The 14,027-nt window shown below is 60.8% G+C and carries 11 protein-coding genes; 2 read left to right on the forward strand and 9 right to left on the reverse strand.

Annotated features, from left to right (window positions below; translation table 11 throughout):
* Nucleotides 1–55: 55 nt before the first annotated feature.
* The 7 genes from cyoE to hmpA form a co-directional block, all read right to left on the reverse strand.
* A complete protein-coding gene (gene cyoE / locus C4J88_RS22335; protein WP_124364341.1) occupies nt 56–943 on the reverse strand; it encodes a heme o synthase in 888 nt (295 codons plus the stop codon).
* A gap of 11 nt (nt 944–954) precedes the next feature.
* Nucleotides 955–1,290: a cytochrome o ubiquinol oxidase subunit IV gene (cyoD, locus tag C4J88_RS22340; RefSeq protein ID WP_003194051.1), complete on the reverse strand. Its 336-nt coding sequence runs from the start codon at nt 1,288–1,290 to the stop codon at nt 955–957.
* On the reverse strand, nt 1,290–1,916 hold the full coding sequence (locus tag C4J88_RS22345) for a cytochrome o ubiquinol oxidase subunit III (protein ID WP_057723999.1): 627 nt from the start codon (nt 1,914–1,916) through the stop codon (nt 1,290–1,292). Before C4J88_RS22345 ends, cyoD begins: the two co-directional genes overlap by 1 nt.
* A 3-nt stretch (nt 1,917–1,919) precedes the next feature.
* Nucleotides 1,920–3,938: a cytochrome o ubiquinol oxidase subunit I gene (gene cyoB / locus C4J88_RS22350; RefSeq protein WP_124364342.1), complete on the reverse strand. Its 2,019-nt coding sequence runs from the start codon at nt 3,936–3,938 to the stop codon at nt 1,920–1,922.
* 3 nt (nt 3,939–3,941) lie between these two features.
* Nucleotides 3,942–4,883 carry a ubiquinol oxidase subunit II gene (cyoA, locus tag C4J88_RS22355; protein WP_124359764.1) on the reverse strand — a complete coding sequence of 314 codons (942 nt, stop codon included), beginning with the start codon at nt 4,881–4,883 and terminating at the stop codon, nt 3,942–3,944.
* A 791-nt stretch (nt 4,884–5,674) separates the two neighbouring features.
* Entirely contained in the window at nt 5,675–6,181 is a 507-nt protein-coding gene (locus tag C4J88_RS22365; protein WP_124408139.1) for a disulfide bond formation protein B, read from the reverse strand.
* Between the two features lie 220 nt (nt 6,182–6,401).
* Nucleotides 6,402–7,583, reverse strand: a complete 1,182-nt coding sequence (gene hmpA, locus C4J88_RS22370; RefSeq protein WP_124408140.1) for an NO-inducible flavohemoprotein — start codon at nt 7,581–7,583, stop codon at nt 6,402–6,404.
* A 147-nt stretch (nt 7,584–7,730) separates the two neighbouring features.
* Between hmpA and norR the strand changes: the two genes are divergently transcribed.
* Complete coding sequence (gene norR, locus C4J88_RS22375; RefSeq protein ID WP_124408141.1) at nt 7,731–9,275, forward strand: nitric oxide reductase transcriptional regulator NorR; 1,545 nt, start codon at nt 7,731–7,733, stop codon at nt 9,273–9,275.
* 109 nt (nt 9,276–9,384) lie between these two features.
* Here norR and C4J88_RS22380 read toward each other — a convergent pair whose 3' ends face one another.
* Nucleotides 9,385–10,287 (reverse strand): DMT family transporter, encoded by a 903-nt coding sequence (locus C4J88_RS22380; protein ID WP_124408142.1) that lies wholly within the window; start codon nt 10,285–10,287, stop codon nt 9,385–9,387.
* A 136-nt stretch (nt 10,288–10,423) separates the two neighbouring features.
* Between C4J88_RS22380 and C4J88_RS22385 the strand changes: the two genes are divergently transcribed.
* Complete coding sequence (locus C4J88_RS22385) at nt 10,424–11,299, forward strand: helix-turn-helix domain-containing protein (protein WP_124408675.1); 876 nt, start codon at nt 10,424–10,426, stop codon at nt 11,297–11,299.
* On the opposite strand, the gene C4J88_RS22390 is transcribed toward C4J88_RS22385, so the two are convergent.
* Nucleotides 11,296–13,797 carry a LuxR C-terminal-related transcriptional regulator gene (locus C4J88_RS22390; RefSeq protein ID WP_124408143.1) on the reverse strand — a complete coding sequence of 834 codons (2,502 nt, stop codon included), beginning with the start codon at nt 13,795–13,797 and terminating at the stop codon, nt 11,296–11,298. The genes C4J88_RS22385 and C4J88_RS22390 overlap by 4 nt on opposite strands.
* Nucleotides 13,798–14,027: the final 230 nt, after the last annotated feature.

Raw genomic sequence — 14,027 nt, forward strand, 5'->3', positions numbered from 1 at the left:
CTCAATAAAAAACCCCGCGCTCTTTCGAAGGCGGGGTTTTTCACTGCCAGACCACTCAGGGCGCGTACGTCAGCAACAGCTCTTTCGGCACTTGGAAATCCAGGGACATCATCACGCTGAGCGCGGTGATGGTGAAGATCGAGAACACGAACAGCTTGCGCGCCCAGACGGTGTCATCCACCGCCTTGTAGCCGGTCCAGGCCATGTACAACCAGTACATGCCCATGGCCGCGGCGACGGCGAGGTAGCTCATGCCGGCGTAGCCACTGAAGGTCAACATCAAGGTCGCCACGAGGAAGGCCAGGATGTAGAGCAGGATGTGTTTCTTGGCCACCTGGATGCCACGCTTGACCGGCAGAACCGGAATCGACGCAGCCAGGTAGTCATTGAAGCGGAAAATCGCGATGGCGTAGGAATGCGGCATCTGCCACAGGCTGAACATCACCAGCAGCACCAGCGCGGCCATGTCGAAGCTATTGGTTACAGCCACATAACCAATCACCGGCGGCATCGCCCCCGACAGACTGCCCACCAGCGTGCCGTGTACCGACTTGCGCTTGAGGTAGAGGCTGTAGAGGCCGACGTAGATGACAAAACCGATTACGGCAAACAGCGCCGCCAACGGGTTGGCCACCTTGTACAACAACACCACGCCCGCGACACCCAGGACGGTCGCGAAAATCAGTGCCAGCTTCAGGGAGATAAGGCCCTGGACCAGCACGCGATTCTTGGTGCGCTCCATCTTGACGTCGATGTCACGGTCGATGCAGTTGTTGAACACGCATCCGGAAGCTACCACCAGGGACGTGCCGATCATTGCAGCCAGGAAGATGGCCAGATCGACATGTCCCTTGGAGGCCAGGAAGAAACCGCCCGCCACAGAAAGCACGTTACCGAAAATGATCCCCGGTTTGGTGATTTGGATAAAGTGCTTAAGCGACATCGGGTCTTACCTCACTTCGCCATCATGTAGGTGTGGATGCTGAACATGATCCACAGCGACAGACCAACCAGCAGAACGATCACCAGGCCTGCGAACACGAACGCAATCACGTTCTCGCGCTGCTCTTTGGAACGATCCAGGTGCAGGAAGTACACCAGGTGAACCAGGACCTGAATCACCGCGAACGCCAACACGATCATCAAGGTGATCGACTTCGGCAGGGTTGGGTACATCACCAGGCCGAACGGGATCAGGGTCAGGATGACCGACAGGATAAAGCCGATGGCGTAAGACTTTACGCTGCCGTGGCTTGAATCGTGGCTGTCATGGGAGTGTGCATTAGCCATTACAGAGTCCCCATCAAGTAAACGACGGTGAATACGCAGATCCAGACCACGTCCAGGAAGTGCCAGAACAGGCTCAGGCAGCTCAGGCGGGTCTTGTTGGTGTTGGTCAGGCCGTGCTTATTGACCTGATACATCATCACCGCCATCCACAGCAGGCCGGCGGATACGTGCAGACCGTGGGTGCCGACCAGCGTGAAGAACGCCGACAGGAAACCGGAACGGTGCGGGCCGTAGCCTTCGGAGATCAGCAGGTGGAACTCGTTGATCTCCATGCCGATGAAGCCCAGGCCGAACAGGAAGGTCAGTGCCAACCAGCTCAGGACGCCTTTCTTGTTGCCCTTGTAGAAGGCCAACATGGCGAAGCCGTAGGTGATCGAACTGAACAACAGCAAGGCGGTTTCGCCGAGCACGTAAGGCAGTTCGAAGATGTCGTGGCCCGACGGGCCACCCGCTACGTTGTTTACCAGTACCGCGTACACCGCGAAGATCGACGCAAACAAGATGCAGTCGGTCATCAGGTAGAGCCAGAAACCGAAGACGGTTATTGGCCCCGAGTCGTGGTGATGGTCATCGTGCCCATGGTCATCGACATGGGCGTGTCCAGCATTGGTCACTAAGTTCGACATGGTTTAAGCCTGTTCCAACGAGGTTTCTACACGGTTGGCCGGGATCTTCTTCTCGGCTACCAGGCGAGCGTGCTGCTCGGCTTCGATGCGTTCGATCGTTTCGACCGGCACCATGTAGCCTTGATCATCACGGGCAGCGTGAATGATGAAGTAACCGATAGTGCCCACCAGGCTCGCGATTGCCAGCCACCAGATGTGCCAGATCATCGCGAAACCGAACACGGTCAACAGCGCACCCATCACCACGCCAGTGGCGGTGTTGTTTGGCATGTGGATCGGCTCGTAGTGCTTGGGTTGCTGGTACGCAGTACCGTCTTCCTTGGCTTCGGTGAACGCATCGATGGTGTTCGCGGTAGGAATCACGGCGAAGTTGTAGAACGGCGGTGGCGACGAGGTCGACCATTCCAGGGTGTGGCCATTCCACGGGTCGCCCGATTCGCACAGGTTCTGCTTGCGATCACGCACGCTGACATACAGCTGGATCAGCTGGCAGGCGATGCCCACAGCGATCATCACCGCACCGAACATGGCGACGTACAGGTACGGCACCCACTCAGGGTTGGTGGTGGCGTTCAGACGACGGGTCATGCCCATGAAGCCCAGTGCATAGAGCGGCATGAACGCGACGAAGAAGCCCGAGATCCAGAACCAGAATGCAGCCTTGCCCCACCCTTCGTGCAGCTTGAAGCCGAACGCTTTCGGGAAGTAGAAGCTGAAACCAGCGATGTAGCCGAATACCGCACCACCGATGATCACGTTGTGGAAGTGAGCGATCACGAACAGGCTGTTGTGCAGCACGAAGTCAGCACCCGGGATGGCCAGCAGTACGCCGGTCATGCCGCCGATGGCGAAGGTCACCATGAAGCCCAGGGTCCACAGGACCTGGCTGGTCATGCGCAGACGACCGTGGTAGATGGTGAACAGCCAGTTGAATAGCTTCACCCCCGTCGGGATGGAAATCAGCATCGTCGCCAGGCCGAAGAAGGCGTTGACGCTGGCCCCCGAACCCATGGTGAAGAAGTGGTGCAGCCACACCATGAAGCCCAGTACCGAGATCGCACCCGATGCATAAACCATCGAGTGGTGACCGAACAGGCGCTTGCCGGTAAAGGTCGAGATCACTTCGGAGAAGATACCGAACGCTGGCAGGATCAGGATGTACACCTCAGGGTGACCCCATGCCCAGAACAGGTTCACGTACATCATTGGATTGCCACCAAGTTCATTGGTGAAAATGTGGAAATCCAGGTAACGGTCAAGCGACAGCAGCGCCATGGTAGCGGCCAGGATCGGGAACGAAGCCACGATCAGCACGTTTGCCCAGGTGCAGGTCCAGGTGAAGATCGGCATGTCCATCAGTTTCATGCCAGGGGCGCGCATTTTCAGCACGGTGGCCAGGAAGTTGACCCCCGTCAATGTCGTCCCGAGCCCTGATAACTGTAGCGCCCAGATGTAGTAGTCCACACCCACGCCCGGACTGTATTGCAGGCCCGACAATGGCGGATACGCAACCCAACCGGTCTTGGCGAATTCGCCGACGCCCAGGGACACGTTGATCAGCACAACGCCGGATACCAGCAGCCAGAAGCTCAGGGAGTTCAGGAACGGGTAGGCAACGTCACGCGCACCGATCTGCAGCGGCAAGGCCAGGTTCATCAAGCCGGTGAAGAATGGCATCGCCATGAAGATGATCATGATCACACCGTGGGCGGTGAAGATCTGGTCATAGTGTTCAGGTGGCAGGTAGCCAGGCGAACCCTCGGTGGCCATGGCCAACTGGGTACGCATCATGATGGCGTCGGCAAAACCACGCAGCAGCATGACCATGGCAACGATGACGTACATGACGCCGATTTTCTTGTGGTCGACCGAAGTCAGCCACTCGGTCCACAGGTAGGTCCACTTCTTGAAGTAGGTGATACCCGCAAACAGTGCCAGACCACCCAGCGCGATCATGGCGATGGTAATCATCACAATCGGCTCGTGGAAAGGGACCGCGTCCCAACTTAATTTACCAAACATCGTTTACTCCTCTGCCCCAGCAGTTGAATGCGCGCCTGTGTCAGAACCTTCAACCACGGCCACTTCTTTCTTCTCGTGCTTGACCGGCTTGCCTGGCTTCATACCTTCGTACTTGTCGACGATTTTCTGAAACAGGTTCGGCTCAAACGCGGAGTACAGGGCGACAGGGTTGTTCTGGCTTGGTTTGGTCAGGGCGTCGTATTCAGCTTGATCAAGCTGTTTAGGTGCGGCCTTGACTTCGGCTACCCAGGCGTCAAATTCTTCCTGGCTCGTCGAGATCGCTTTGAATTTCATGCCGGTGAAGCCAGCGCCGCTGTAGTTGGCGGAGATGCCTTCCATTTCAGCTTTCTGGTTGGCGATCAGGTGCAGCTTGGTCTGCATGCCTGCCATCGCATAGATCTGGCCGCCCAGGGCTGGGATGAAGAACGAGTTCATCACGGCGTCGGAGGTGATCTTGAAGTTAAGCGGAGTGTGCTCCGGGAAGCGGATCTGGTTCACAGTGGCGATACCCAGGTCCGGATAGATGAACAGCCACTTCCAGTCCAGCGCGACCACTTCGATGTTGATCGGCTTGACGTCCGATTCCAGCGGACGGTACGGGTCCAGTGCATGGGTGGACTTGTAGGTCACATAACCCAGGGCAATGATGATGAGGATCGGGACCAGCCACACCGCGATTTCGATCTTGGTGGAGTGCGACCACTTCGGCGCGTAGGTAGCGCTGGTGTTGGACGCGCGGTATTTCCAGGCGAAGGCGAAGGTCATGATGATCACAGGGATCACGACCAGCAGCATCAGCAGGGTGGCGGTGATGATCAGGTTTCGTTCATCCAGACCGACCTGTCCTTTTGGGTCGAGCAAGGTCCACTTGCAGCCTCCCAGCATTAACATCATGCCAAGCAGCGGCAAAAAGCCTAGTAATCGGGGGTACCTGTTTTTACTCATCTCACGACCTCTAAAGCAGCTTGCGCAATGCAGTTGGGTTTTGATCGCCAACACTTCACCCTGCCAAGGGTTGGCATTTCTCTTCGATTGAATAAGAGCCTGCCCGTTACGTCATAGCTGTACGTCGCACGGACCTGCGGTGAGTTCTTATTCGATTTCGTGGCTAAAGGCCTTGTTACAGACCAATTCCATTTGGTGCGGAAAGTTGAAAGGCTGCCGGAACCTGGGATCGCACAGAGCCTTCCATCTGCTCCTCGACCGCTCCAATGCTCAAATATTGAACAGCACCGGACATTCAGTGCGGGCGATTGTAGTTAGCTAGCGATGTATAAACCATGTCTGATAAAGAAATAATTTTTATCGATTACAGCAATAATACTTCACCATTCCTGCAAGGGTTCGCGATGTTATCGCGTTCAATTCTCAACAAAAACCACAAAAATTGCGCTGATATTGGGCAGATTGCCACTCCCCTTACGCTGTGTAAGGGCATGGCAAACGTGGCAAAGTCCCCATAAAACAAGGCATTTGCAGAGCGCTCATCGGCTCAAACCTCACGCGCCCGGCGGTATCTTTCAAACCACAAATTGACAGCACGTTTTGTGCCCCGGATGCAAATTCGGCGGCCGGTTCGGCCATTCAGAAATGCCCTGCGACAGCCTCCGTGTGACAACATGTCGCACGCTGCGCACACTATTCATTGCCGCTCGTCACGGCTCTTTCACAAATCCCTACACACAAAAACGCCCCGGCCTTCACTCAAGGAGACCGGGGCGTTTTAGTGAACGGGTTCAGGCTTTGGGGTGACGATTACGATAGATGCACAGGGGCACCAGGATCGCCGTCAGCACGAACGCAACCAACGCCCATTGCGCCAGGGACAGGCCGAGGATCGGCGGATAGGGCGTGCTGCAGAAACCATCGACCTGAAAGCCCAGGGGAAACACTTTGGCCAGGGGCAGGTCATCGACGATCGGCTGCAGCACATCAATGCCGCAGCTGACCTGAGGGAAGAACTGGGTATACACATGATGACCGGCGGCAGCCACACCGCCCAGGGCGCTGAGGACCACCAGCCCTTCAAAGAACGTAACCGCCCCTTTGCCGCGCATGGCAGCGCCGAGGAACGCGAAGATCGCGATCAACAGCAAGGCATAGCGTTGCAGGATGCACAGCGGGCACGGCGCTTCGCCCAGCACCACTTGCATGTACAGCGCTCCGCCGATCAGCGCCAGGCAGATGATGCCCAGCAACACCAGAAAGCGCCGCTCCCTGCCCAAACGCAATTCGTCACTCATCCCCGTTTTCCTTTGTTTGTGCCAATGGCAACAAGTTTACACACAGGTACCCGTTAAAACAGAGAGGAGTTAACAACGGATTAATCAGGAAAAATGAAGAGCTAAATGTGGGAGGGGGCTTGCTCCCGATAGCGGTGGATCAGTCAGCTTGTCTGTCACTGACATACCGCTATCGGGAGCAAGCCCCCTCCCACACTGGTTCACTGTTGCTGTGAAGAACTTACTCCAGGGCAGCAGCCGGGCCGAAGAATTCGTAGCGGCTTTGTTTCTCGGGTACGCCCAGGGCCTTGAGATGGCGCTTGATCACTGCCATGAAGCCTTTAGGCCCCAGGAAGTACGCATCGATGTCGCGCGCCTCGGGCAGCCACGCCGCCAGTTGTTCCTGATTCAACAGGCCGACCTTGTCCGCCGCCGGGCTTACGCCGTCATCCTCGGCATAGCAGTAGAAGCGCTTGAGCTGCGGGTGCCTCGCCGCCAGCGCGTCTACCCAGTCCCGGAATGCATGCACCGCACCGTTTCGCGCGCAGTGGATGAAATGCACCGGGCGCTCGGTAGCCAGGGCCGCTTCGAGCATCGCCAGGGTCGGGGTAATGCCCACCCCGCCGCTGATCAGCACCAGCGGCTTGTCGCTGGCGGCCAGGGTGAACTCGCCCGAGGGCGGGAACAGGTCAAGGGTCGCGCCGACGTGCAACTGGTCATGCAAATAGTTGGACACTCGCCCACCGGCTTCGCGCTTGACGCTGATGCGGTACAGGCCGTCATTGCTCAGGGCCGACAGGGAATAATTGCGACGGACTTCCTCGCCGTCGAGCACCAGCTTCATGCCGATGTATTGGCCGGGCGCAGCGCTGAGGATCGGGCCGTTGTCCACCGGGGCGAAGTAGAACGAGGTGATCTCGTTGCTCTCCTCCACGCGCTTGACCAACCGGAACGGCCGCGCACCGCGCCAGCCGCCGGGCGCCTGGGCTTTCTCGTCGTAAATAGCCGCTTCGGCACCGATCAGAATGTCCGCCAACTGCCCATACGCCGCGCCCCAGGCGCTCATCACCTCAGGGGTGGCAATCTCGCTGCCCAGCACTTCGGAGATAGCCCGCAGCAGGCAGGCTCCCACGATCGGGTAGTGTTCCGGCAGGATCTGCAAGGCCACGTGCTTGTTGATGATTTTGGCCACCAAGTCGCCCAGCTGGTCCAACTGGTCGATATGCCGCGCGTACATCAGCACGCCATTGGCCAAGGCGCGCGGCTGGTCGCCGCTGGCCTGGTGGGCCTGGTTGAACAGTGGGCGAACTTCGGGGTATTCGGACAGCATCATGCGGTAGAAATGGGTGATCAACGCTTCGCCACCGCTTTCCAGCAGGGGCACAGTGGATTTGACGATGGCACGGTCTTGGGCGCTCAGCATGGGAGACTCCTGGGTCTTTTCATTCGTTGCCCTCAGGTACTCAGTAATCGTGCCAACTAATAAATCCATGTTTTTCAGCAACTTAAATACATCGTAGTCAGAATGACTTCCTACAGTTTATAGTCATAAGGACCACAAGGAGTCATTATGACTGCACAATCGCTGCTCACCACTCTGCTGCCCCTCGTGGCCGACCTGTCACGGGACTTGCCCGAAGGCGAGCGCTATCGACGCCTGCTGCATGCCATGCGCGCCCTGCTGCCGTGTGATGCCGCCGCCTTGCTGCGCCTGGAGGGCGAATGGCTGGTGCCGCTGGCCGTGGATGGCTTGAGCGCCGATACCTTGGGTCGGCGCTTCAAGATCAGCGAACACCCGCGTTTTGCGCTGCTGCTGAGCAGCCCCGGCCCTACCCGCTTTGACAGCGACAGCGAATTGCCCGACCCCTACGACGGCCTGGTGGAGGGTCTGCACGGGCATCTGGAGGTCCACGACTGCATGGGCTGCCCGTTGTTTATCGACGATCAGCCGTGGGGCCTGCTGACCCTGGACGCCCTCGACACCGAGCGCTTCGAACGGGTCGAACTCGACGCCCTGCAAGCCTTCGCCAGCCTCGCCGCCGCCACGGTCAACGTCGCCGCGCGCATTGAGCGCCTGGCGTTGCGCGCCGAAGACGAACACCAGCGCGCCGAGATCTACCGCCAGGCCAGCGGCCAGCAGCACAAGGAAATGATCGGCCAGAGCAAGGCGCACAAGCGCCTGGTCGAGGAAATCAATCTGGTGGGCGGCAGTGACCTGACCGTGCTGATAACCGGTGAAACCGGGGTCGGCAAGGAGTTGGTCGCCCAGGCGATCCACGCCGCGTCGTCGCGTGCCGACAAACCGCTGATCAGCCTCAACTGCGCCGCGCTGCCCGAAACCCTGGTGGAAAGCGAGCTGTTCGGCCATGTACGCGGTGCCTTCACCGGCGCACTGAATGAACGCCGGGGCAAATTCGAACTGGCCAACGGCGGCACGCTGTTTCTGGATGAAGTGGGCGAGCTGTCGCTGAGCGTGCAGGCCAAGCTGCTGCGGGTGCTGCAAAGCGGCCAGTTGCAGCGCCTGGGGTCGGACAAAGAGCATCAGGTGGATGTGCGCCTGATTGCCGCCACCAACCGCGACCTGGCCGAAGAAGTGCGCCATGGCCGCTACCGCGCCGACTTTTACCACCGCTTGAGCGTCTACCCGCTGCAAGTGCCTGCGCTGCGTGAACGCGGGCGCGATGTGTTGCTGCTGGCCGGTTTTTTTCTGGAACACAACCGCTCACGCATGGGCCTGGGCAGCCTGCGCCTGACCAGTGATGCCCAGGCGGCGCTGCTGGCCTACGACTGGCCTGGCAATGTGCGCGAGCTGGAACATTTGATCGGACGCAGTGCGCTCAAAGCCCTGGGGCATTGCCGCGAACGTCCGAAGATTCTCAGCCTGAGCGCGGCGGATCTGGACCTGCCTGATGTCAGCGCAGCCGCCATCGAAGCACCGGCCGCTGTCGCCCGCGACATCACCGGCGACCTGCGCCAGGCCACCGAGCATTACCAGCGCCAGATCATCAACGCCTGCCTGGAACGCCATCAACACAACTGGGCCGGCGCCGCCCGAGAGCTGGGCCTGGACCGCGCCAACCTTGGCCGCATGGCCAAGCGCCTTGGCATAAAATAACCAGGGTCAACCCGGTCAATGTGGGAGGGGGCTTGCTCCCGATGGCAGTGTGTCAGCCAGCACATTTACAGCTGACCCACCGCTATCGGGAGCAAGCCCCCTCCCACATTCAGACTGCCTTTGCCTTGAAGACCGGGCTCACACCCTTGGGCTTGCGAAACACCAACACATTACCCAACATCACCAGCACCAACCCCGCCAGGGCCGGTGCCGTCCACTGATAACCCTCGGCAAAGGCCGATACGTTCAGCGCCACCACCGGAAACAACACAGTGCAATACGCCGCCCGCTCCGGCCCCATGCGGCCGACCAGCGTCAGGTAGGCGGTAAAGCCGATCACCGAGCCTGGAATCACCAGGTACCACAAGGCGCCGATGTAACGCGTGCTCCAGTCCATCTCGAACGGAATACCGCGTACTGCGCAATACGCCGCCAGCATCGCCGCACCATAGGCCATGCCCCAGGCATTGGTGGTCAAGGGCCGCAGCCCGGCCTTCTGTTGCAGGCTCGAGAGCATATTGCCCGCCGAAAAACACAGCGTGCCCAGCAAGGCCAGGCCCAGGCCGAGCAAGGTCTGTGGGCTGGCGGCGTGCCCTGCCAATTCGGGCCAGAACAAACAGCCCAGGCCGAGCAAACCAAGACCGCCGCCCATCAACACATTCCGCGCGACCCGCTGGCCGAAAAACACCCGGGCATTCAGCGCGTTCCACAAGGTCGCCGTGGAAAACACCACCGCCACCAGGCCGCTGGGAATCCACTGGCTGGCGGTCAGAAAACACATGAAGTTGACGCAGAACAGGCACAGGCCCTGAGCCAGGCAAATCAGGTGCCCGCGCCGGTTCATCACCTGCAGCCGGCGGCTGAGCAGCAACAGCACGAACAGCACCAGGGCCGCCAAGCCGAAGCGGTAAACGATCGACACGGGAATCGCCACCACGCCCAACTGCCATTTGAGCGCGATCCAGGTCGTGCCCCAGATCAGTACAGTGAGTACATACAGGAAAAGGTTCATAGCGGGCTCCGGTGAGTGAGCCACAGTGTCGCGTTTTCCCTGTGCGACGCTCTTGCACATTCTTGCGCTTTTTCAGGGGGCGGGGCTCACAGCGCCATGACGGCGGAGTAGGATGCAAAACGTCGGAGAACACACCATGCCAGAGCTGCAATCGCTGCACGTCTTTCAAGCCCTTAACCGCTCGCCCAACGCACGCCTGGAAGCCTGCGCCGAGCTCGGTGACGGTTTGTCTGCGGCGTTGTGGAGCAACCACCACGACTCCCAGGATTACCAGGCGCCCAGCCATCACACTTTGTCGTGCTACATCGGCGGCGGCACCGGCACTTTTCGCCGTGACCAACCGGGCACCAAGGGCGGCCCCGACAAACTGTGCATCCTGCCGGCCGAGCACCAATCGACCTGGGTGATCAATGGCCAGATTCGCCTGGCCCATGTCTATTTCAGCCCCGAACAATTCGCCCTCGGCTGCGTCACTCTGCTCGACCGCGAACCCCGTGAACTGCAACTGCGCGAAAGCACCTTCCTCGAGGACGCCAGCCTGGCCGCGCGCTTTCACCAGTTGATCGCCCTCAACTGGCAGGAGCCCGGTGAGCGCCTGCTGACCAGCAGCCTGGCCCATGAAATGCTCAGTCACACCCTGCTCAGCCAGGTCGGCGCCCGCGAAGGCCTGCGCGTCAAAGGTGGACTGGCCGCGCACCAGCGACGGCGTTTGGTTGAGTACATCGACCATCACCTGCAGGACGCCATCAGCCTCGGCCAACTGGCCGGCCTGTGCGCGCTGTCGGAATACCATTTCGCCCGCATGTTCCGGCAAAGCTTCGGTCTGCCTCCCCACCAATACCTGCTGGCGCGCCGGCTAGCCCGTGCCAGAGCGCTGTTGCGCGACAGCTCCCTGGCCGTGGGTGAGATTGCCTGGCGGTGCGGGTTCTCCAGCGCCAGCCATTTCAACCAGCGCTTCCGCCAAGCCATGGGGGCGGCGCCTGGGGACTATCGCCAGGCCTTTCGCACTTAGCCCATCAAGCCCAGCGTCTTGGCCTTGGCCACTGCCTGGGTGCGCCGCTCTACCCCGAGTTTGCTGTGGATACGCCGCGCATGGGTCTTGACGGTGTGCAGGGAGATATACAGGCGCTCGGCAATTTCCAGATTGGAGTTGCCCAGGGCGATCAACTGCAGCACTTCCAGTTCGCGCAGGCTCAGCGGGTTTTGCGTGGCGCCGACTGGCGCGGCTTGCGGTTCCAGCCCCAACTCACTGAGTAACCCCGGCGCACGTAAACGCAACTCGCGCACCGCCTGCTGCACCTGACAACGCGCCGCCAGTTCCAGGCCGGCTTGCAGGGCCACGCGCGCCCGCGCCGGCTCGCCCAGCCGCCAGGCCACCTCCCCCAGCACCAGCTGCAGTTCGGTTTCCAGGCAGAGCATGCCGCGTTGCCTGGTGCTGTCGAGCAAGGCACCAAGTCGCTCGAGCGGGTGTTCGGCGCAGCCCAGCCTGACCTCGGCCAGCACCAACAGGTACTCAAGACGCGGGATCAATTCCAGCGTGGCCGGCGGCGCCTGCTTGGCGCAGGGCCCATGGAAGTGACGCAACACGCGGCGCATCGCTTGCACCGTCAACTCCGCGCGCCCTTGCTGCAACCAGAAATGCGCGCTGACCAACAACAGGACCGCGCGGTACACCAGGTCGGGGACATGGCGCTGCTGCATCAGCCGCTCGGCATCGCGCAACTGGATAAACGCCTGGGCGTAATCACCGCGATTCGCCGCCAGCAGCGCCAGCCCGAGAAACCCGTAGAGCACCCGCTTGTCCTGGCTGTGCAGGCAGATGTTCAAACCGGCCTCGAAACACTCATGCGCCAAGGCGTCCTGCCCTTGGCGCAAGGCGAGATGCCCGCGTCGCAGGGCGATACGCCCCATCAGCGGCCCAGCCTGCAAGCGTTGCTCGACCAGCATCGCCTGCACGCTTTCCAACAAACTCTGCGCCCGGTAAGGCGCGCCGCGTTGTTCCAGCAATTGGGCGTGATCCAACTCGAGCAAGGCCTCCAGCACCAGCGAACCGTGGGCGCGGGCCAGGCACAGCGCTTCGCGATTCAGCGCTTGGGCCACGTCCAGCTCACCGCGCAGCATGGCTTGCTGGGTCAGGCCCGACAGGCACATCAGGCGTGACGTCCAGGCGCTCTCGGGCAAGGCTTGCAGGGCCTCGAGGAAATGCTCGCGGGAGCGCTCGGCATCGCCGCTCAGGTGCAGTAACCAGCCGGCTTGCGCCTGCCAGCGCGCCACCAGATGACGCTGCGCCGCCGCCGTCGGTCGCGGCGCGAATCGAGCCAACTGGTCGATGCACACCGCCGCCTGCTCGAACCGCCCGGCAAACAGCAGTGCCGCCGTGACCAGGCCCACCAGCGGTGCCGAGCCGAGCATCAGTTCATCGCCATGCTGCTCATGCAGGCGCAACAGCAGCAGAGCATTTTGCCCACGGAACAAGTCTTCGAAACTGAAATGCTGCAACAGGCTCACCGCGCCCTCATATTCCTGCGCCAGCAGCGCCTGTTCGAAGGCCGCCTGCCAGTCCTGCTCGGCGCTGAACCACTGGCACGCGCGCCGGTGCCAGGCGCGCTTGGCCGGCCAGGGTTCTTCGCGCAGCAAACGCGCCAGGGGCGCAAAAATGTGCAGCCAATCGGTGGTGCCTTCCCAGGGTTGGATAAACGCACCGAGCTCTTGAAGCTCGCGCAGGTACTGAGCGCCGTCACCCGAGCCGAACAGGTGTTCACACAGGCCGGTATTGAAGCGCGGCAGGTTGGCCAGCACCCGCCAGGCTTCGGCCAATTCCGCCGGCAAGCTGCTGAACACTTCGTGTTGCAGATAATCGAGCAGGGTTTTATCGGGATGGCCGTCACCGAGCAGCGCAATACGCACCCCGGCGCACCATCCGGCGCTGAATTGCATGATGTGGTCGACGCTCTGCCCTGGGCCGAGCAACGCCTGGATTTCCGTCGCGCTGAACGAAAGTTCGGTACTGCCGCACTCCAGCAATTCGTCATCGAGCAACAGGCGCGGCCAATTGCACGCCGGGCGCCGCCGCGCGCCCAGCCACCAGGTCAGCGCCGGGCTGCTGGCGGTGAGCAACCGGTCCAGCAGCGCGTCCAGCGCAGGCGCGGGCAGCCGGCAAAAATCGTCGAGGAACAGCCACGCCGTGTGTTGCCAACGCCCCAGGTCCAGCAATAACGTCGCTTCATCGGTGTAAGACAGCCCAAGGCTGTGGGCCAGGCGCCGGGAGAAATCCACGGGGCATGCAACCACGCCATTAAGCGCCAACCAGTGAACCTGGCACCCAGGCGGCGCCTGCAACGCGCACTCGGCGAGCAGCGTGCTCTTGCCACTGCCGCCCGGCGCGCACAGCAGCTTCACCCGCGCCGGTGCCGCGAGCAAAGGCGCGGCCAGGCGCGGGCGCAGCAGATGGTGAGCGGACAGCCGGGGCATGAATCCAGGACGGTCCAGGCAGCGTGTCATGGCGGTCATTGCTGCATCCTGCTTTTTTATTGTGATGCAACCCTAGTCCTGTGGTGGGCGGTTGTTGAAGAAGTATTCAGCGGGGTGATTGAAAGATATGCGCAAAACCCAATGTGGGAGGGGGCCCCCGAATGATCATTCCCACGCTCTGCGTGGGAATGCCTCCTGGGACGCTCCGCGTCCCGCAAACCGTCGCGCACAGGTGACGCAGAGCGTCACGGGCTGCATTCCCACGCGGG

Source organism: Pseudomonas sp. R4-39-08, assembly GCF_003852275.1.
Lineage (GTDB): Bacteria > Pseudomonadota > Gammaproteobacteria > Pseudomonadales > Pseudomonadaceae > Aquipseudomonas.

What these genes read in the sequence shown, in the direction of transcription:
- C4J88_RS22380 (WP_124408142.1), bottom strand. Translation starts at nt 10,287, where the DNA reads ATGAACCTTTTCCTGTATGTACTCACTGTACTGATCTGGGGCACGACC.
- C4J88_RS22345 (WP_057723999.1), bottom strand. Translation starts at nt 1,916, where the DNA reads ATGTCGAACTTAGTGACCAATGCTGGACACGCCCATGTCGATGACCAT.
- cyoD (WP_003194051.1), bottom strand. Translation starts at nt 1,290, where the DNA reads ATGGCTAATGCACACTCCCATGACAGCCACGATTCAAGCCACGGCAGC.
- norR (WP_124408141.1), top strand. Translation starts at nt 7,731, where the DNA reads ATGACTGCACAATCGCTGCTCACCACTCTGCTGCCCCTCGTGGCCGAC.
- C4J88_RS22385 (WP_124408675.1), top strand. Translation starts at nt 10,424, where the DNA reads ATGCCAGAGCTGCAATCGCTGCACGTCTTTCAAGCCCTTAACCGCTCG.
- C4J88_RS22365 (WP_124408139.1), bottom strand. Translation starts at nt 6,181, where the DNA reads ATGAGTGACGAATTGCGTTTGGGCAGGGAGCGGCGCTTTCTGGTGTTG.
- cyoA (WP_124359764.1), bottom strand. Translation starts at nt 4,883, where the DNA reads ATGAGTAAAAACAGGTACCCCCGATTACTAGGCTTTTTGCCGCTGCTT.
- hmpA (WP_124408140.1), bottom strand. Translation starts at nt 7,583, where the DNA reads ATGCTGAGCGCCCAAGACCGTGCCATCGTCAAATCCACTGTGCCCCTG.
- cyoB (WP_124364342.1), bottom strand. Translation starts at nt 3,938, where the DNA reads ATGTTTGGTAAATTAAGTTGGGACGCGGTCCCTTTCCACGAGCCGATT.
- cyoE (WP_124364341.1), bottom strand. Translation starts at nt 943, where the DNA reads ATGTCGCTTAAGCACTTTATCCAAATCACCAAACCGGGGATCATTTTC.
- C4J88_RS22390 (WP_124408143.1), bottom strand. Translation starts at nt 13,797, where the DNA reads ATGACCGCCATGACACGCTGCCTGGACCGTCCTGGATTCATGCCCCGG.